This is a genomic window from Streptomyces sp. M-16, from assembly GCF_052114405.1.
Lineage (GTDB): Bacteria > Actinomycetota > Actinomycetes > Streptomycetales > Streptomycetaceae > Streptomyces.
This window is the reverse complement of the sequence record NZ_JBFRER010000143.1, coordinates 1-18,110: the sequence shown is the minus strand read 5'-3', so window position 1 is coordinate 18,110 and position 18,110 is coordinate 1. Positions and strand designations below refer to the sequence as shown.

Sequence of the window (18,110 nt, the reverse complement as noted above, 5' to 3'; positions counted from 1 at the left end):
GGCGGGAGGCGGGGTCTGCGGCGGGGCGGGCTGCGCCGAGGGGGCCGGAGTCGCGGGCGCCGCCTCGGGGGCGGGCGGTGCCTTTTCCAGAGAGGGCTTGGGGACCTCGGGGGTGGGCGGCGCCTTCTCCGGAGAGGGCTCGGGGGCTTCCGGGGTGGCGGGGGCCTTTTCCAGGGAGGGCTCGGGGGCTTCCGGGGTGGCGGGCGGGGCCTTTTCCAGGGAGGGCTTGGCCGCTTCCGGGGGGGCCGGGGCCTTCTCCGGGGGCGGCTCGGTCGCCTCGGGCGCCGGGGTCGTCCCGGGCGTCGCCGGAGCCGGGGCCTTCGCCAGGGACGGCCCCGGCGGCGGTATCGGCGTTCCCTCGGGCTCGGTCGGGCTGTCGTGCGGGTTCGGGGGCGTGCTCATGCCTGGCGGAGTCCCTCGGAAGTGCGGTGTACGGCGTACAGGGGCCTGCGCCAGCCTGCCACGCGCTCCGCCCGCCTCCAACCGGATACCCCGTCCGGCCCCGGCCCCCGGGGAAATCGACCGAACTGCCGAGATCGGGGCCGGTGCCCGGGGAACGCTCCCGTACCCCGGCACGTTTCCCGGTCGGGGAGTCCGGCGGTCCCGCGAGGAGTCCCCGCGCCCACCCCGGATCTGCTGAGGATCACTCACACTATGCGCATGAACGCCCCCGAAGGTGCCGGAAGCGCCGGTCGAGGCAACGGAGCCGGCGGAGGCGGCGCCCAGGCCGTTGTCGTCCTCATCGGACTCGGAGCCGCCGCCTACACCGCCTGGGTGCTCGAAGTCGTGTTCTCCACCGGCGTCAACCCCATCGAGACGTACGTCAGCGAGCTCGCCGCCCAGGACCAGCCGCTCGGCGGCCTCTTCCGGGCCACCGACTTCACCGCCGGCCTCCTCGCCTTCCTCGGCGGCCTCCTCGCCCTGGCGCGCCTGCCACGGCACCCCGGGTCCCGCGGTCCCTGGGCCGTCGCCGGCTGGGCGGGCATCACCCTCTTCGGCGCCGCCACCGCCGCCGACGCCTGGCTGCCGCTGAGCTGCCGGCCGACCGTCGATCCCGTGTGTGCCGCCCGCGAGACCGCCGGTCTCGTCCCGGCCACCCACCAGGCGCACGCCGTCAGCAGCAGCCTCGCCATGACCGGCGCCCTCCTCGGGATAGTGGCCCTCACCGTCGCCGCCCGCCGCTACGGCCGCCTCGCGCCGCTCGCCCGCTTCGGCCCCGCCCTCGTCGCCCTGGAACTCCTCGCCACCGTCTGGACCCTGACCGCCATCGCCCTGTTCACCGCCGGGCACGGCACATGGGCGCTCGGCGCGGGCCAGCGGCTGCAGGTGCTGCTGGTGGCGATCTGGCTCGGCGTGCTGGCCCACTCCGTGCACCGCGAGGGCCGCACGTGACGCGAGGACCGCACACGACCGGGACGGCCCCCGGCACCGGGACGGCCCCCGGCACCGGGACGGCCCCCGGCACCTTCGTCCGGGTCGACGGGATCCCCCTGCACGTGGTCGTCGAGGGCCGCGGCCCCGTCGTGGTGCTCAGCGCCGGGCTCGCCCTGGCCTGGTTCGACTGGGACCCCGTGGCCGCGCTGCTCGCCGCGCGGGGCCGCACCGTGGTCCGCTTCGACCGCCCCGGCCACGGGCTCAGCGCCCCCGCGCCCGGTCCCGCGGGCGCCGCCGACGAGGCCCACCGGATCGCCGCCCTGCTGGACGCGCTCGGTCTGACCGGCCCCGTCACCGTCGCCGGGCACTCCCTCGCCGGGTTCCACGCCGAGGCCTTCGCCCGGCTGCACCCCGGCCGTACCGCCGCGCTGGTCCTCGTCGACTCCAGCGTCGAGGAGAGCCCCCGTACGAGGCTGCCCGCCGCCTGGCGCACCGGCGCCGCCCGTGCCCTCGGCCGGGCCGTGACCGCCGCCGGGATCCCGGCCGCGCTGGGACCCGCGGTCCGGCGCGGCGTCGTACGGGCCGGCCGGACGGGCGGGGCCGCGGACCCGGCCGCGCGGGACCTCGTACGCCGCTGCTACCGCTCCGGCCGCGTCTGGCGGGGCGCCCTGCTGGAGAACGCCCGCTACCCCGACACCGCCGCCGAGCTGCTCGCCCTGCGCGCGGACCACCCGCTGGCCGCGCCCGCCACCGTCCTCGCCGGCCACGACGGCACCACCGGCCGCGCGGCCCTGCGCTGGCTCGCCCGCCAGGCGGACCTCGCCGACCGGATCGGCGCCCGCTTCGAGGTAGCGGAACCCTCGGGCCACCTCGTCATGCTGGACCGCCCGGACGACGTGGCCCGGACGCTCCAGCACGCGCCGGACCCCCCGGACCCCCCGGACCCGTTGGCCCCGACGGACGCGACGACCCCGACGGCCCCCGCGGACTGACCCGCGCGTACGCCGGTCACCCGCGCGGGGCCGCCCCGCGCTGCTTGAGCATGTCCGCCATCAGGGTGAGCTCCGACTGCTGCGCCGCGACCATGCCCTGGGCCAGCGCCCGCTCCGCCGGCGTCCGGCACTGCGCCGCGCAGCCCTGGGCCATCGCGACGCCTCCCTTGTGGTGGTCGGTCATCAGCTGGAGGTAGAGCACCTCCGCGTCCCGGCCGTTCGCCGCGCCGAGCCGGTCCAGCTCCTCCTTGGTCGCCATGCCGGGCATCAGCGCCCCGGGCTTGGTCGCGTGCCCCATGTGCCCGGCGTGCTCGCCGCCCCCTTCGGAGGCGGACATCCAGGACATCGGCGGCTCGTCGGCCAGCACCTTCGGCAGCCCCCACAGGTCCAGCCAGCCCAGCAGCATGCCGCGCTGGTTGGCCTGGGTGTTGGCGATGTCGTAGGCGAGGCCGCGCACCGGCTCGTCCTGGGTGCGGTCGCGGACGATGAAGGACATCTCCACCGCCTGCTGGTGGTGCACCGCCATGTCCCGGGCGAAACCGGCGTCCGGGGAGTACAGCGCCGGAGTGGAGGAGGGGGCGGAGGAACCGCCCGAGCCGCCGTTCGCGGTGGCGACCGTGGCCCCCACCGCGAACAGCACCGCGAGGACGACGGCCGCGCCCGCGGCCCAGTACGTACGGGTCACTTGTCGGCCAGCCCGTTGGTGCAGGCGGCGCCCGGCTCGGGCGTCTGCGGGCCCTGCACGTACTTGGTGAAGAACTGCGCCACCCGGGGATCGTCGGCCTTGTCCACCGTCAGCTGCTTGCCCCACGCGCTCAGCATGATCGTCCCGGCCTGCTCCTTGTCCGGGCTCATCAGCGTGTACGGGGTCTTGCCCACCTTCCCGGCGAGCGCCTCGATGTCGCCCGGAGCGGCCTTCTCGTTGTACGTCACCCACACCGCGCCGTGCTCCAGCGAGTGCACGGCGTTGACCTCGGGGATCGGGTTCTTGTAGACGTCGCCGTTGCAGTTCATCCAGCGGGGGTTGTGGTCGCCGCCGACCGGCGGGTTCATCTCGTACTTGACCGGGGTCTCGACGTGGTTGCGGCCGAGCTTCTTGACGTCCCACTCGCGCTCGCCGCTCACGGGCGCCTTGCGCGCGGCGGCCGAGTCCTTGTCCTTCTGCTTCTGCTCGATCAGCAGCCACGACCCGAAGCCGACGAGTCCGGCGACGATCACCGTGGAGATGCCGATCGCGAGGAACTTGTTGCGCCGGTCGCGTGCTTTCTCGGCGCGCCGCATCTCGGCTATGCGGTTCTGGCGGGAGGTGTTGTCCGACGTCCTGCTGGCCATGTGCCCTGGTTCCTTCTGCTGAGGGGGGTGTCGTGGTGGAGCCGTGGGTGCGCCCGGGGCGCCGCGGCGCTCACGTCCGCAGCACTTGCAGGGAGTACAGGCCGGGCGCGCGCGCCAGGGTGCCGTCCGGCCGTACCGGCCCGGCCGCGGCGGCCGGGCGGACGGCGGGCGCCACCCGGTCCTGCGGCAGCGCCACGGCGGGCGGCGTGGCGGGCAGCACGGCCGGGGTCACGTGGGCCAGCGGGGAGCAGCCCGGCAGGTCGTACGGGGACACGCAGGCGGCGTGCGCGGAATGCGCCCCGGAACCGCCCGGGTGCGGCGGGTGCGCGGCGGCGGGCCGCGCGCACAGGAAGGCCACGCAGGCGGCCACGCCGAAGGAGATCAGCAGCAGGAGGGCAGCGCGGCGCACGGGTCGCCCGTGGCTCCCGCTCCGCGTGTGCTCCCAGCCCCCCATGGGCGCAGATGGTAATGCTCATGACGGCTCGGTGGTCAGTGCGGGGGTGTCATCGGCTTTCGGGGGTGCGTAATGTGGCGGAAACCACCATTGGCGATACTGGGCGGGCCCGACTGTGCGCCCCCCGGTCCTTCGGGGCGGTGGTGCACGGATCGTCTGAACTGCGAGGATGAAGGCATGGACAAGCAGCAGGAATTCGTCCTCCGGACGCTGGAGGAGCGGGACATCCGCTTCGTGCGCCTGTGGTTCACCGACGTGCTCGGCTTCCTCAAGTCCGTCGCCGTCGCGCCGGCCGAGCTGGAGCAGGCCTTCGACGAGGGCATCGGCTTCGACGGCTCGGCGATCGAGGGCTTCGCCCGGGTCTACGAGTCCGACATGATCGCCAAGCCGGACCCGAGCACCTTCCAGATACTGCCGTGGCGCGCCGAGGCCCCCGGGACCGCCCGGATGTTCTGCGACATCCTGATGCCGGACGGCTCCCCGTCCTTCGCGGACCCGCGCTTCGTCCTCAAGCGCATCCTGGCCAAGACCTCCGACCTGGGCTTCACCTTCTACACCCACCCGGAGATCGAGTTCTTCCTGCTGAAGGACAAGCCGCTGGACGGCTCCCGCCCGGTGCCGGCGGACAACTCCGGCTACTTCGACCACACTCCGCAGAACGTCGGCATGGACTTCCGCCGCCAGGCGATCACCATGCTCGAATCCATGGGCATCTCGGTCGAGTTCAGCCACCACGAGGGCGCCCCCGGCCAGCAGGAGATCGACCTGCGCTACGCGGACGCGCTCTCCACGGCCGACAACATCATGACGTTCCGCCTGGTCATGAAGCAGGTCGCCCTCGAACAGGGGGTCCAGGCCACCTTCATGCCCAAGCCCTTCTCGGAGTACCCGGGCTCGGGCATGCACACCCACCTCTCCCTCTTCGAGGGCGACCGCAACGCCTTCTACGAGTCGGGCGCCGAGTACCAGCTCTCCAAGGTCGGCCGCTCCTTCATCGCGGGCCTGCTCAAGCACGCGGCGGAGACGGCCGCGGTCACCAACCAGTGGGTCAACTCCTACAAGCGCATCTGGGGCGGCTCCTCCCGCACGGCCGGCTCCGGCGGCGAGGCCCCCTCGTACATCTGCTGGGGCCACAACAACCGCTCGGCACTGATCCGCGTCCCGATGTACAAGCCGGGCAAGACGGGTTCCTCCCGGGTCGAGGTCCGCTCGATCGACTCGGGCGCCAACCCGTACCTCACCTACGCGGTCCTCCTCGCGGCGGGCCTCAAGGGCATCGAGGAGGGCTACGAACTCCCGGCGGGCGCCGACGACGACGTCTGGGCCCTCTCCGACGCCGAACGCCGCGCGATGGGCATCGAACCCCTCCCGCAGAACCTGGGCGAGGCCATCTCCCTGATGGAACGCAGCGAACTGGTCGCCGAGACCCTCGGCGAACACGTCTTCGACTTCTTCCTGCGCAACAAGAAGCAGGAGTGGGAGGAGTACCGGAGCGAGGTCACCGCCTTCGAACTCCGCAAGAACCTCCCGGTGCTGTAACCGCAGATCACAGCCCTGCCCCGTCCGGGCCGTCGGTCAGCGACCGGCGGTCCGGAGGTGTTTCAGGGCTTCGCGCAGGTGAGGGTGACCTGGTCGCTGCGGGCCGTCAGGTTCGCGGACGGGACGTGGAGGGTGACGAAGCCGCTCTGGGGGGCGCCGTTCACCGTGGGCTGGAGGTCGACCACCTTGAGGAGGGAGACGCTCTCGGTGCCGGGGTCGAAGTGGGCCCTGCCCGATTCGATGGGGTCCGAGCTGGAGGCCAAGGTCCAGAAGGAGGGGACGTCGCCCTTGCCCGTGCCGCTGATCTTGCCGTCGAACTCGGCCTTGTTCGGCTGGGAGCAGTCGACCGTGGTGCCCGGTTTCGTGAGGGTGGCGACCGAGAGCTGGGTGACCCGCACCTTGCCCCGCTTGCCGCCGCCCTGGTCCTGCTTCTGTGCCGGGGCGGGGTCAGGCAGCCGATGCGGTTGCCGTGGCCGGAGCCGCCGGCCTTGAAGGCGACGCTGTACCTGCCGTAGCGGACGTTGTCCTGCTGGAGGGAGCCCTCGTCGCCGGTCCGGATGCGCTGGCTGGTGCGCGGGCCGTTGACCGTGACGGACTGGCCCGGGTCGAAGCCCTCCAGGACGAGGGTCTACGAGGTGTCCCCGCCCTCCCCGGTCGCGACCAGTTCGCAGGACGCGGCCGCGGGCGGGGCCGCCGCCGGGGCGGCGAAGGCGGGGGTGGCGGCCGGGGAAGCGAGGAGCGGGGCGGCCAGGAGCGTGAGGAGGCGGTGCCGGTTCATCGTGTCGTCCTCCGTGCGGAGAAGCCCCCGATGCTCCCTCCAGGATATCGGCGGGCAGGTGGGGCGCACGGGGCGCACCCGCCCGCCGGGAGGACGGGGGTCACGGAGTGGCCGGTGTGACGGCCGGATGCCAGGTGGCGGGGGGCGCGGCCAGGCGGGTGGTCGCCGTGTGGAGCAGGGCGTCCAGGCCCAGGACCGCCGTGGTCGTGGTGCCGGCGGGGCCGGGGGCCGCCGAGGGGGCGCCCGCGTACAGCATCCGGGACTCGGTCCAGGCGGGCGGCCCGCCGAGGGCCGCGGTGGCGACCGTACCGGTGTCGGCCCGGCCCGTCAGGACGCGGCCCGCGGCGGCGACCGCCCCGTAGCCGGCCCGGCCGCCGGACTCGCCGAGGCCGGTGACCTGGGGAGCGCCCGGACCGGCCGTGACCAGGGCGGTCCGTACCACCCCGGAGTCGGGGCGGCGGAAGTAGAGGCGGACGCCCGCGCCGTCGCGGGCCGCCGAGAGGGGCACGGTGGTGGCGGGCAGGGCGGTGGGGTGGGGCCCGGTGAGCGGGGCCCCGGGGGAGGGCTGGGTCCAGGCGAGGACCGACTTGGTGGTGGTGGCGTAGACGTGGCGCCGCCCGGCCGCGTCGGTGAGGGTCACGGGGTCGCTCTGCAGGTCCTCGCCGCCCAGCCGCTCCCAGTCGCCGAAGGCGCCCGACGGCTGCTGGACCCGGGCGCGCAGGGTGCGGCGGGTGTCGCGGAGGTAGACGGTGAGGCGGCCCCCGGCGTCGGCGACGGCCGCGGGGGCGCTGATGGCGGAGGTGCCGGGCTCGTCCCCCGGCTCGGGGGTGCCGAGGGACTGCCAGGGGCCGAAGGGGCCGTCGGGCGCGGACTGCAGGGCGTAGACGACCTCGCGCCGGTAGTCGGCCGGCCGGGGTCCGAGGGTGGTGCGGGTGGCGAGGACGGCGACGCGGCCGTCGGGGAGGCGGGCGGTGGTGGCGCCGGGGTCGATGCCGGTGCCCGGCAGCAGCGCGGGCCCGGTCCAGCTCCCGGCCGGGTCCCGGGACCAGAGCGCCATCCGGCCGTCGAGCGCGGCGAAGGCCCACAGGCGGCCCGGGGTGCCCTCGACGAGCCAGGAGGTGGTGTCGGCGCGGGCGTAGCGCAGCGACTGGGCCCAGTTGCGGCCGGTGGGGCTGCCCGCCACCTTGCGGTCCCCGCAGCCCGAGGGACTGCCGCAGTAGTCGGTGCGGTCCTGCCAGGCGTACGTCTTCAGGAAGCCGATCTTGGTTTCGGCGGTCTGCGGGTCCAGGGCGTGGGGGAGGGTGCCGTTGTGGTAGCCGAGGTAGTTCTGGACGGTGAAGCGCGGCCGGTCCGTGACGCGCTCGGCGTAGGCGGCCGTGGCCGCCTGCACGAAGCGGGCGCCGTACATGTGGTCCTGGTGGTCGGTGTACTTGCCGGTGTCCGCGTACCGGTTCGGCGTCGGGTCCTGCATGCGTATCGTCGTAGGCCGGTACCGTTCCAGGATCCCGGCTATCGAGTCGACGACCTGGTCCCTGGTGTACGTGAACGACTGCCGGACCGGGGTACCCGTGGTCAGCTGGGCGCCGAGCGCCGGTATCCGGCCGTTCCACAGGCCGCGCAGGCTGTCGGGGTTGTCGCCGGCCGGGCTGCGGGCCTCGCGCAGCTGCAGCCAGACGAGGTTGACGCGGGGCCGGGCGACGAGGACGTCCAGTTCCGCCTGTCCGCCGCCGGCGGTCGGTATGACCGTACGGGTCCACGCGCTCGTGCGGTCCCCGGTGGCCATCTGGGCGTACGCCGAGCGGATGCCGTTCTGCCGGGCCTCCGCGTAGCGCGCGCGGTCGGCGGGCTGCTCGGGGTCCCTGGCCTCGCCGCCGTGCGCCTCGTTGCGGCCGTCGGCCTCGCCGGAGGTGAGGTAGACGGTGGTGAGCGGGAGGCCGGCGAGGAGGGACCTGCTGAGGTCGGGGTTCATGAAGAACAGGTCGTCGTCGGGGTGCGCGACGATCTGCACCACCGTGCCGGAGGTGGTGCTGGCGGGGAGGACCGGGCCCCGGCCGGGCCGGTCGTTCTGGGTGGCCTCGGCCGAGGTCTGGCGGCCGGAGGCGATGGAGAGCGCACCGGAGGCGCCCACGGTGAGCATGGGCACCACGGCCGCGAGGAGGAAGCGGCGGCGGGATACGGGCATCGGTCACGCCTTGAGGTCGTTCCGGACGGGCAGGAAGAACCGCTGTGCAGTCAGTGAGAGGCCAAAACGGGGGAGTTGGTTCACCGATTTCGCCGATGACGCGTGCTTTCCGGAAATGACCGGTTGTGATGGTGCACGGTGCGGGTGCGGACGCGCACAAGTGCCCGGATCGTGGACGTGGTTGGCGGGCCCGGAACGCAAACAACACCCCGGAATGGGGTGTTGGAGGCGATATGAGGCTATTTACCTGTATCCGGATGTCTCCCGGGCGATGCGCTACGGGGCCGTGCTGCGCGGGCCCACCGGCTGCCACGGCGCCAGGTACGCGTCGGCCTCGTCGGCCGACGAGGTGACGTAGAGGCGCGCGTCGAGCCCGACCACCGCCAGGCTGACCATGTTCTTCCCGGTCATCGTGCTGGACGGCGCGCCGGCGAACATCAGCGGCGAGCGCTGCCACGGCTGTCCGATGCCCACGTCCGAGCCGAGGCGTCCGCCCGCCGTGCGGCCGGCCAGCACGTGCCCGCTCGCCGTCACCGAACCGAAGCCCTGGAGCCCGCCGAGGTCGGTGAGGTTGTTCACCTTCAGGCCGCCTTCGCCCGTCATCAGGGCGGTACGGACGTTGCCGGAACCGGGCTTGCGGAACCACAGCCGTACTCCGCCCTCGCGGGCCTCGGCCGTCAGCGGGAGCGTGGTGTCGGGCAGTCCGGTGTGGGTGGCCGGGCCCAGCGGTGCGCCCGCTTCCGGCTGCGTCCAGCCGATCACCGTCTTGGTGGTGGCGGCGAACACCATCCGGCGCCCGGCCCCGTCGGTGGCGGTGGCCGGGGTGCCGTGCAGGTCGGTCCCGCCGTGGTTCTCCCAGGGGCCCCAGCTCCCGTCGGCCCGCTGCGCGCGGCCCCGCAGGCCGGAGGCGCCGTCGCGGACGTAGACGGCCGCCAGTCCGGTGCCGTCGACGGACACGGCGGGGGCGCTGATGTCGGAGGTCCAGGTGTCGTCGGCGGCCTCGGGGGTGCCGAGGGACTGCCACTCCCCGAACTCCTCGGAGCCGGGGTCCCGCTGGACGGCGTAGACGACCTCGCGGCGGTAGTCGGCGGGCCGGGCGCCGAAGGTGGTGCGGGTGCCGAAGGCGGCTATCCGGCCGTCCGGCAGGGTGACGGTGGAGATCCCCTGGTCCATGCCGGTGCCCGGGAGCAGGCGGGGGCCGCTCCAGCTGCCGATCAGGCCGGTGCGGTGCCAGAGGGCGACCTGGCCGTCGAGCACCTTGAAGGCCCACAGGCCGTGGTCCCGGTCGGAGGCGAGCCAGGAGGTGCTGGTGTCGCGGGCGTAGTTGATGGAGTCCGTCCAGCGGTTGCCGGAGGGGTGGTCGGCGACCTTGAGGTCACCGCAGCCGGCTTCGCTGCCGCAGTGGTTCTGCCGGTCGAGCCAGGCGTAGGTGTCCAGGATGTCCAGCTTCTCCTTGGCCTCGCCGGGGTCCAGGGCGAGGGGGAGGGAGCTGTTGAAGTAGCCGACGTAGTTCTGCACGGCGAAGTGCGGGCGGTCCTTGACCTCCCGGGCGTAGGCCTCGGCGGCCGTCTGCACGAACCGGGCGCCGTAGAAGTGGTCCTGGTGGTCGGTGTACCGCTTGGTGTCCGGGAAGCGGCCGGGGGTCGGGTCCTGCATCCGGATCGTCGTCGGCCGGTAGGTCTCCAGGACGCCCTCGATCGTCCGGACGACCTGCTCCTTCGTGTACGTGAACCGCTGCTTGACCGGGGTGCCGGAGGCGAGCATCGACTCCAGGCGCGGAACCCTGCCGTCCCACAGGCCGTGGAGACTGTCGGGGGCGTCCCCGTAGACGTTGCCCGCCTCGCGCATCTGCAGCCAGACGAGGCTGACCTCGGGCTTGGCCTCCAGGACGTCGACCTCGGCGTGGCCGCCGCCCTTGGTCGCCACGACGTTGCGCTTCCAGGGGCTGCTGCGGTCGCCGGTGGCCATCTTGGCGTAGGCGGCGCGGATGCCGTTCTGCCGGGCCTCGGCGTAGGCGGGCTTGTTGGGTGCGGTGGAGGCCTCCTTGGCGGCGCCCGCGTTGATGCCGTCGGCCTCGCCGGAGGTGAGGTAGACGGAGGTCACGGGGTGGCCGGCGGCTATGGAGTACCGCAGGTCCGGGTTCATGAAGTACAGGTCGTCGTCGGGGTGGGCGACGATCTGCAGCACCCGGCCGGGGTCGGGGGTGCCGGCCGTGGTGGCGGTGGTCAGCCGGGAGTCGGCGCCGGTGGGCGCGTCGAGCGCGGCGTAGGCCTCGTTGCCGCGGAGCACGAGCATGCCGGCGGCCGCGGCGGCCGCGCAGGCGGCCACGGCCTTGACGATCCGGGCCCGGTGGAGCGCGGGGTGCGCGGGCCGGTGGTGGGAGGGCCGCCCGGAGAGGTGCGGGTACGCGGCCGGGCCCGGCCCGGTGGCCTGGCGGGGTACCTCGGGACGGCCGGAACCGCCGCGGGGTCCGTTCGCGTCGGAGGGTGCGGTGGCCGGTTCCGGTTCGAGGCGCGGTGCCGCCGCGGTCGAGGACGACCGGGGAGCGGGCGCGGCCGGCCGGCGCGGGGCCGGGACGGAAGGCGGCGTCGGGGCGGAGAACGGACGTCCTTCGGACATGGGGCTCCTCGCAACCGGCCGGACGGGGACCGGGCCCCTGACGCATAGATCTAAAAGTAACCAGAAAATCTGATAATCCGCCTCATGATATTCGCCACGACACGCCGGTGAGTCGAACGCCTGCTCCGGCTAGGCTCGCCCCAGGCCGGCCACCACCACCGGCAGCGCCGGCCGACCACCGGCGGCGACGCACTCGGGAGGCGGCGGGATGACAGTCCCGGGACGCAGGAGCAGCACCTTCATCCGACTGCTGCGCAGCGGGTTCACCGACCCGTCCGCCGCGACCCGGCTCCTCGACGCCGACGCGCTGGCCGCCGTACGCACCGACCCGGTGCTCCTCGACGCCCTCGGCGCCACCGCCGACCCCGACCTCGCCCTCCTCGGCCTCGTCCGGCTCGCCGAGGCCCAGCCGGCCGACCAGCTGCCCGTGCTCCTCGACACCCTGGTCAGCGCCAAACCCCTGCGCGACCGCCTCCTCGGCGTCCTCGGCGCCTCCGAGGCCCTCGCCGACCACCTCGCCCGCCACCCCCGCGACTGGCAGGCCCTGGTCACCTACGAGGCCGCCGACCTGCACCCCGGCCTCGCCGAGTTCGAGCAGGGCCTCGCCGACGCCCACGACCCCGTCGCGCTGCGCGTCGCCTACCGCCGCTGCCTCCTGTCCATCGCCGCCCGCGACGTCTGCGGCACCACCGACGTCGCCCAGGCCGCCGCCGAACTCGCCGACCTCGCCACCGCCACCCTCCGCGCCGCCCTGCGCATCGCCGCCGCCGCCGCTCCCGAGGACGCGCGCCAGTGCCGGCTCGCCGTCATCGCCATGGGCAAGTGCGGCGGCAACGAACTCAACTACGTCTCCGACGTCGACGTGATCTTCGTCGGCGAAGCCGCCAACGGCACCGACGAGGGCAAGGGCGTCCAGGCCGCCACCCGCCTCGCCTCCCACCTCATGCGGATCTGCTCCGAGACCACCGTCGAGGGCACCATCTGGCCCGTCGACGCCAACCTCCGCCCCGAGGGCCGCAACGGCCCCCTGGTCCGCACCCTCTCCTCACACCTGGCCTACTACCAGCGCTGGGCCAAGACCTGGGAGTTCCAAGCCCTGCTCAAGGCCCGCGCCGTCGCCGGCGACGAGGCGCTCGGCGCCGAGTACATCGCGGCCATAACGCCCCTGGTCTGGCAGGCCGCCGAACGCGAGAACTTCGTCGCCGACGTCCAGAAGATGCGCCGCCGCGTCGTCGACAACATCCCGGCCGCCCAGATCGACCGGGAGCTCAAGCTCGGCCCCGGCGGGCTGCGCGACGTCGAGTTCGCCGTCCAACTGCTCCAGCTCGTGCACGGCCGCAGCGACGCCACCCTGCGCTCCGGCACCACCCTCGACGCCCTCCACGCCCTGGCCGCCGGCGGCTACGTCGGCCGCGCCGACACCGCCCAGCTCAACGACGCGTACCGCTTCCTGCGCTCCATGGAACACCGCATCCAGCTCTACCGGCTGCGCCGCACCCACCTCGTCCCCGAGGACGAGGCCGACCTGCGCCGCCTCGGCCGCTCCCTCGGCCTGCGCACCGAACCCGTCGCCGAACTCAACAAGGCCTGGCGCCGGCACGCCTCCGCCGTCCGCCGCCTCCACGAGAAGCTCTTCTACCGGCCCCTGCTCGACGCCGTCGCCCAGCTCGCCCCCGGCGAGACCAGGCTCTCCCCCCGCGCCGCCGGCCAGCGCCTCGAAGCCCTCGGCTACGCCGACCCGGCCTCCGCCCTGCGCCACCTCGAAGCCCTCGCCTCCGGCGTCAGCCGCAAGGCCGCGATCCAGCGCACCCTGCTGCCCGTCATGCTCGGCTGGTTCGCCGACTCCGCCGACCCGGACGCCGGGCTGCTCAACTTCCGCAAGGTCTCCGACGCCCTGGGCAAGACCCCCTGGTACCTGCGCCTGCTGCGCGACGAGGGCGCCGCCGCCGAGAACCTGGCCCGCGTACTGTCCGCCGGACGCCTCGCCCCCGACCTCCTCATGCGTGCCCCCGAGGCCGTCGCCCTGCTCGGCGACGCCGGAGGCCTGGAACCGCGGACCCACGAGGCCCTCGAACAGGAGGTGCTCGCCGCCGTCGGCCGCGCCGAAAGCGGCGAGGCCGCCGTCACCGCCGCCCGCGGGGTCCGCCGCCGCGAACTCTTCCGCACCACCGCCGCCGACATCATCGCCTCCTACGGCACCGAGGACAGCCCCGCCGAGGAGGACCCCGGCGCCCTCGTCGACCGGGTCGGCGCCGCCGTCTCCGACCTCACCGCCGCCACCGTCGCCGGCGCCCTGCGCGCCGCCGTCCGCGACCAATGGGGCGAGACCCTCCCCACCCGCTTCGCCGTCATCGGAGTCGGCCGCTTCGGCGGACACGAACTCGGCTACGGCTCCGACGCCGACGTCCTGTTCGTCCACGAACCCCGCGAGGGCGTCGACGAACAGGAAGCCGCCAAGGCCGCCCAGACCGTCATCGCCGAGATGCGCCGCCTCCTGCAGCTCCCCACCGCCGACCCGCCGCTGCTCATCGACGCCGACCTGCGCCCCGAGGGCCGCTCGGGACCCCTCGTGCGCACCCTGTCCTCGTACGCGGCCTACTACCGCCGCTGGTCCCTGACCTGGGAGAGCCAGGCCCTGCTGCGCGCCGAGCCGGTCGCGGGCGACGACGACCTCGGCCGCCGCTTCATCGAGCTGATCGATCCCCTGCGCTACCCCGTCGAGGGCCTCGGCGAGGACGCCGTGCGCGAGATCCGCCGGCTCAAGGCCCGGATGGAATCGGAACGGATGCCGCGCGGCGCCGACCCGACCCTGCACACCAAACTCGGCCGCGGCGGCCTCAGCGACGTCGAGTGGACCGTCCAGCTGATCCAGATGCGTCACGCCTGGGCAGAACCGGGCCTGCGCACCACCCGCACCCGCCAGGCCCTGGCCGCCGCCCACGCCGCCGGGCTGATCCCGACCGAGGAGGCGCAGGTCCTCGACGAGGCCTGGGTGCTCGCCACCCGGGTCCGCAACGCCGTCATGCTGGTCCGCGGCCGGGCCGGGGACACCTTCCCCGCCGACGCCCGCGAACTGGCGGCGGTCGGCCGCTACCTCGGCTACCCGGAGGGCAGGGTCGGCGAGATGCTCGACGACTACCGCCGCATCACGCGGCGCGCCCGCGCGGTGGTGGACGAGCTCTTCTACGGGGCGTAGGCGCCGGTCCTACGGGGCCTGGGAGCGGGCGGCGTCCAGCAGCGTGGCGAAGGGGATCTCGGTGACCGCGGAGTCGTACTGGTCGACGCCGTACCTCTCCGAGGACTCGGCGTCGGGCGACACGTGACCCTTGGAATCGCGTGGAGAGATCAGAACGTCGATGCCACTGTTCGGCGCTGGACTCCGTACCTGCCGGTGTTCCTCGCGTCGGCGAGCAGGAGGGCCGAGACGAGCAGACCGGCCGTCAGGAGCGCGATCGTGGCGCGTCGGCGGCCCGTGCGGTCGGGCCAGACGGTGCCGTGCGCCCCGCGCCGGGTGACCGAGGCCCGGTCCTCCAGGTCCATGCCGGGCGGCAGTCCCGCGCGGCGCAGCTGTCTGCGCAGGTCGCGCCGGGACCAGGCGCTGCCCGCGGGCACGCCGTCGACGGTCACCGCGCGCAGACCGCGCGGGTCCGGCGCCTGGACCACCACCCTGTGCGTGCTCATGGACCCAGGCTCACGGCCCCGCCCGGGGCGTGCACCCGGGGGTTGCTCCGAGCGCCGACCGGGGACGTGCGGCGGCCGGGTCCCGGGCCTAGGGTGCGCCGCCTTCCCCCTCTTCCCGCAGGGTCGCGGCGTGCGCGAGCAGGGCCGCCAGGGCCAGGTCGAAGGCCGCGTCCGCGCGGTGCGGGCCGCCCGCCGTCAGGGCGGCGGCCAGCAGGGGGGTCCGCGCGGACGGCTCCCACATGGCCTCGGGGGCCGCCAGGTCCAGGGCGGCCTCTTCACGATGGCCTCCACCACCGTCAACATCGTCCTCGTGGCCCTCGTCCCGGCCCTCGTCCCGGCCGTCTTCCTCGCCGGAACAGCCCTCGCCGGGCGCCTGCGCACCCGCCGCCCCGACGTCTGCGCCCGCTTCGCCGAAGACCCCGAACCCCTTGAAGGAGCAGAGCCGTGCCCGCTGCCGACACCGTCCTCACCGGAGCCCGCGTCCGCACCCTCGACCCCGCCCGCCCCGAGGCCGGCGCGGTAGCCCTCGGCGGCGGACACGTCCTCGCCGTCGGCCACGAGAGCGACGTACGCGACTGGCGCGGACCCGGAACCCGGGTCATCGACCTCGGCGGCGCCACCCTCACCCCCGGCCTCACCGACGCCCACAGCCACCCCGTCTGGGGCATCGAGATGTCCGCCGGCGCCGACCTCACCGCCGTCCGCGACCTCGACCAGCTCCGCGCGGCCCTGCGCACGGCCCCGCGCACCGGCGGCTGGGTCCTCGGCTGGGGCCTCGACCACAACGCTTTCGGGGGCCGACCGGTCCACCGGGACCTGATCGAGGACTCCCTCGGCGGAGCCCCCGCCTTCCTGCGCCTCTACGACGGCCACTCCGCCCTCGCCAACGGCCCGGCCCTCGCCGTCGCGGGGATCACCGGCCCCCGCGCCTTCGCCCAGCGCTCCGAGATCGTCTGCGACGCCGACGGAGCACCCACCGGACACCTCGTCGAGCACGCGGCGATGGCCCTCGTCGGAGCCCTCGCCCCCAAACCCCGGTCCGCCGAGCGCCGCGCCCGCCTCCTCGCACTGCTGTCCGACATGGCCGCCACCGGCCTCACCGGCGCCCACGTCATGGACCTCGGCGACGGGGACGTACCGGCCCTGCTCGCCACCGTCGAGTACGAGGGCCACCTCCCGCTGCGGCTGCGCCTGGCCCCCTGGTGCATGCCGGGCGCGGACGGGGACGCCCTCGCGGAACTGATCGCCCTCCAGGGCCGGGGCGGCCGCCACTGGCAGGTCGGCGGGGTCAAGTTCTTCATGGACGGCACCGTCGAGGGCGGCACCGCCTGGCTCGGGCACGCCGACTGCCACGGGCAGGGCACCGAGGCCTTCTGGCCCGACCCCGACGCCTACTCCCGGGCCGTAGGGGTCCTCGACGCGGCCGGGGTGGGCACCGCCACCCACGCCATCGGCGACGCGGCCGTCCGCCACGTCCTGGACACGGTCGCCGCCCTGGGGCCCCGGGCGCGCATGCGGCACCGGATCGAACACATCGAGACGGTCCCCGACGACCAGCTGGAGCGGTTCGCCGAGATCGGGGTGATCGCCTCCATGCAGCCCCCGCACACCGCCTACACCCGGGCCGACCACACCGACGAGTGGTCGAAGCGGCTCGGTGACGAACGCGCCGGACGGGCCTGGCGCTGCCGGGACCTGCGCGACGCGGGAGCCGTCCTGGCCCTCGGCTCGGACTGGCCCATCGCCCACCACGACGCCCGCCAGGTCCTCGCCACGGCCCTGCGCCCCCGCGGCGCGGCTGCCGGCGGACGGGCCCTGACCGGCCTCATGGCCCTGGAGGGGATGACCTCGCACGCGGCGCTCGCGGCCGGAGAGCAGGCGGTGGCGGGAAGGATCGCGCCCGGTCTGCGCGCGGACCTGACGGCCTTCACCGTCGACCCGGTCACGGCGGGCCCGGACGAGCTGGCCGATGCCCCGATCCGGCTGACCGTGTCGGGCGGCCGGATCACCCACGGGGAGGCCTAGGCGGTCTCTTCCGACGCGGGCCCGACCGACAAGATCCGGAAGGGACGGCCTAGCGGCGGAAGCGGTTCAGCAGGGCCGCGGACGCGGGGTGCGGGCCGGTGTGCACCGGCTGGCGCGGCAGCCGGTGCGGCAGCGAGCCGTACCAGATCCGCGTGACGGCGAACCCGAAGGCCAGGCACGTCATACCGCCGACGGCGTCGAGCCAGAAGTGGTTGGCGGTGGCCACGATGACGACGAGGGTCGCGGCCGGGTACAGCAGGCCCAGGATCCGGGCCCACGGCGCGGACGCGACCGCGAAGATCGTCAGTCCGCACCAGAGCGACCACCCTATGTGCATGGACGGCATCGCGGCGTACTGGTTGGACATGTGCTTGAGGTTCCCCGAGGCCATCGAACCCCAGGTGTGGTGGACCAGCACGGTGTCCACGAACCGCTGCCCGTTCATCAGCCGGGGCGGCGCGAGCGGGTAGAAGTAGTAGCCGACCAGGGCGACGCCGGTGGTGGCGAACAGCACGAGCCGGGTGGCGGCGTAACGCCCGGGATGGAAGCGGTAGATCCACACCAGTACGCCGATGGTCACGACGAAGTGGAGGGTGGCGTAGTAGTAGTTCATCCCCACGATCAGCCACGTCACCGAGTTCACGCCGTGGTTGATCGAGTGCTCGACGGCGATGCCCAGAGCGCGCTCGACGCTCCAGATCCAGTCGGCGTTCGCGAGGGCGGCGGCCTTCTGCTCCGGTACGGCGTTGCGGATCAGCGAGTAGGTCCAGTAGCTGACCGCGATCAGCAGGACCTCGAACCAGATGCGCGGGCGCCGCGGCAGGCGCAGCCGGGCGAGGAGGGTGCGCTCGGACTCCCGGCGGACCTCTCCCTCGCTCACGATGGGCGACGAGACGTCCGTCCGGGTTTCCAGTGTCTTCACGCTCGCTTCACCCATGGGGAGAGAGTCTGCCAGATGCCTTCTCGCCTCCGATCATCCCTCCGGACGGTCTTCGGCGCGCGTGCTCAGCCCTGCGGAGTACCCGCGGACCCAGGGTCCCCTGGGCCGTCTCTTCCGGATCTTGCCTGGCCCGCGCCGCCCGGCACCGCACCTCGCCGCGTTGGCGGGGCACCCGAGTACGTCCAGTACAACGG

General features: G+C 74.2%; 16 protein-coding genes and 1 pseudogene. 6 read left to right on the top strand and 11 right to left on the bottom strand.

What is annotated here, in order from left to right; translation table 11 throughout:
• Positions 1 to 402: pseudogene (locus AB4039_RS37345) on the bottom strand (hypothetical protein); the annotation flags it as partial.
• Between the two features lie 258 nt (positions 403 to 660).
• Between AB4039_RS37345 and AB4039_RS37340 the strand changes: the two are divergent.
• On the top strand, positions 661 to 1,392 hold the full coding sequence (locus AB4039_RS37340) for a DUF998 domain-containing protein (RefSeq protein WP_442272842.1): 732 nt from the start codon (positions 661 to 663) through the stop codon (positions 1,390 to 1,392).
• A 92-nt stretch (positions 1,393 to 1,484) separates the two neighbouring features.
• Positions 1,485 to 2,366: an alpha/beta fold hydrolase gene (locus AB4039_RS37335; RefSeq protein WP_442272843.1), complete on the top strand. Its 882-nt coding sequence runs from the start codon at positions 1,485 to 1,487 to the stop codon at positions 2,364 to 2,366.
• Between the two features lie 16 nt (positions 2,367 to 2,382).
• Here the strand turns inward: AB4039_RS37335 and AB4039_RS37330 are convergent, their stop codons facing one another.
• The 3 genes from AB4039_RS37330 to AB4039_RS37320 all read right to left on the bottom strand — a co-directional run bounded on the left by AB4039_RS37330 (position 2,383) and on the right by AB4039_RS37320 (position 4,107).
• Positions 2,383 to 3,051 (bottom strand): DUF305 domain-containing protein, encoded by a 669-nt coding sequence (locus AB4039_RS37330; protein WP_266838736.1) that lies wholly within the window; start codon positions 3,049 to 3,051, stop codon positions 2,383 to 2,385.
• Positions 3,048 to 3,698 carry a DUF3105 domain-containing protein gene (locus AB4039_RS37325; protein ID WP_442272841.1) on the bottom strand — a complete coding sequence of 217 codons (651 nt, stop codon included), beginning with the start codon at positions 3,696 to 3,698 and terminating at the stop codon, positions 3,048 to 3,050. Before AB4039_RS37325 ends, AB4039_RS37330 begins: the two co-directional genes overlap by 4 nt.
• Before the next feature lie 70 nt (positions 3,699 to 3,768).
• A complete protein-coding gene (locus AB4039_RS37320; RefSeq protein ID WP_266838734.1) occupies positions 3,769 to 4,107 on the bottom strand; it encodes a hypothetical protein in 339 nt (112 codons plus the stop codon).
• A 222-nt stretch (positions 4,108 to 4,329) separates the two neighbouring features.
• Between AB4039_RS37320 and AB4039_RS37315 the strand changes: the two genes are divergently transcribed.
• Positions 4,330 to 5,691 carry a glutamine synthetase family protein gene (locus AB4039_RS37315; protein WP_266838733.1) on the top strand — a complete coding sequence of 454 codons (1,362 nt, stop codon included), beginning with the start codon at positions 4,330 to 4,332 and terminating at the stop codon, positions 5,689 to 5,691.
• 62 nt (positions 5,692 to 5,753) lie between these two features.
• On the opposite strand, the gene AB4039_RS37310 is transcribed toward AB4039_RS37315, so the two are convergent.
• The 4 genes from AB4039_RS37310 to AB4039_RS37295 form a co-directional block, all read right to left on the bottom strand.
• Positions 5,754 to 6,089 (bottom strand): hypothetical protein, encoded by a 336-nt coding sequence (locus tag AB4039_RS37310; protein ID WP_442272840.1) that lies wholly within the window; start codon positions 6,087 to 6,089, stop codon positions 5,754 to 5,756.
• A gap of 230 nt (positions 6,090 to 6,319) precedes the next feature.
• On the bottom strand, positions 6,320 to 6,469 hold the full coding sequence (locus tag AB4039_RS37305) for a hypothetical protein (protein ID WP_266838715.1): 150 nt from the start codon (positions 6,467 to 6,469) through the stop codon (positions 6,320 to 6,322).
• A 100-nt stretch (positions 6,470 to 6,569) separates the two neighbouring features.
• Positions 6,570 to 8,651, bottom strand: coding sequence for a PIG-L family deacetylase (locus AB4039_RS37300; RefSeq protein WP_442272839.1), 2,082 nt, complete (start codon positions 8,649 to 8,651; stop codon positions 6,570 to 6,572).
• 276 nt (positions 8,652 to 8,927) lie between these two features.
• Positions 8,928 to 11,270, bottom strand: a complete 2,343-nt coding sequence (locus AB4039_RS37295) for a PIG-L family deacetylase (protein ID WP_266838713.1) — start codon at positions 11,268 to 11,270, stop codon at positions 8,928 to 8,930.
• 208 nt (positions 11,271 to 11,478) lie between these two features.
• On the opposite strand from AB4039_RS37295, the gene AB4039_RS37290 reads away from it, so the two are divergent.
• Positions 11,479 to 14,466: a bifunctional [glutamine synthetase] adenylyltransferase/[glutamine synthetase]-adenylyl-L-tyrosine phosphorylase gene (locus AB4039_RS37290; RefSeq protein WP_266838712.1), complete on the top strand. Its 2,988-nt coding sequence runs from the start codon at positions 11,479 to 11,481 to the stop codon at positions 14,464 to 14,466.
• Between the two features lie 149 nt (positions 14,467 to 14,615).
• On the opposite strand, the gene AB4039_RS37285 is transcribed toward AB4039_RS37290, so the two are convergent.
• Both AB4039_RS37285 and AB4039_RS37280 read right to left on the bottom strand, forming a co-directional pair.
• Positions 14,616 to 14,951: a hypothetical protein gene (locus AB4039_RS37285; protein ID WP_442272838.1), complete on the bottom strand. Its 336-nt coding sequence runs from the start codon at positions 14,949 to 14,951 to the stop codon at positions 14,616 to 14,618.
• Between the two features lie 88 nt (positions 14,952 to 15,039).
• Positions 15,040 to 15,192: a hypothetical protein gene (locus tag AB4039_RS37280; protein ID WP_266838710.1), complete on the bottom strand. Its 153-nt coding sequence runs from the start codon at positions 15,190 to 15,192 to the stop codon at positions 15,040 to 15,042.
• A 39-nt stretch (positions 15,193 to 15,231) separates the two neighbouring features.
• On the opposite strand from AB4039_RS37280, the gene AB4039_RS37275 reads away from it, so the two are divergent.
• Both AB4039_RS37275 and AB4039_RS37270 read left to right on the top strand, forming a co-directional pair.
• Positions 15,232 to 15,474 carry a hypothetical protein gene (locus AB4039_RS37275; RefSeq protein WP_266838709.1) on the top strand — a complete coding sequence of 81 codons (243 nt, stop codon included), beginning with the start codon at positions 15,232 to 15,234 and terminating at the stop codon, positions 15,472 to 15,474.
• Positions 15,396 to 16,976 carry an amidohydrolase gene (locus AB4039_RS37270; protein WP_442272837.1) on the top strand — a complete coding sequence of 527 codons (1,581 nt, stop codon included), beginning with the start codon at positions 15,396 to 15,398 and terminating at the stop codon, positions 16,974 to 16,976. Before AB4039_RS37275 ends, AB4039_RS37270 begins: the two co-directional genes overlap by 79 nt.
• A 49-nt stretch (positions 16,977 to 17,025) precedes the next feature.
• Here AB4039_RS37270 and AB4039_RS37265 read toward each other — a convergent pair whose 3' ends face one another.
• Positions 17,026 to 17,913 (bottom strand): phosphatase PAP2 family protein, encoded by an 888-nt coding sequence (locus tag AB4039_RS37265; protein WP_266838707.1) that lies wholly within the window; start codon positions 17,911 to 17,913, stop codon positions 17,026 to 17,028.
• Positions 17,914 to 18,110 lie beyond the last annotated feature (197 nt).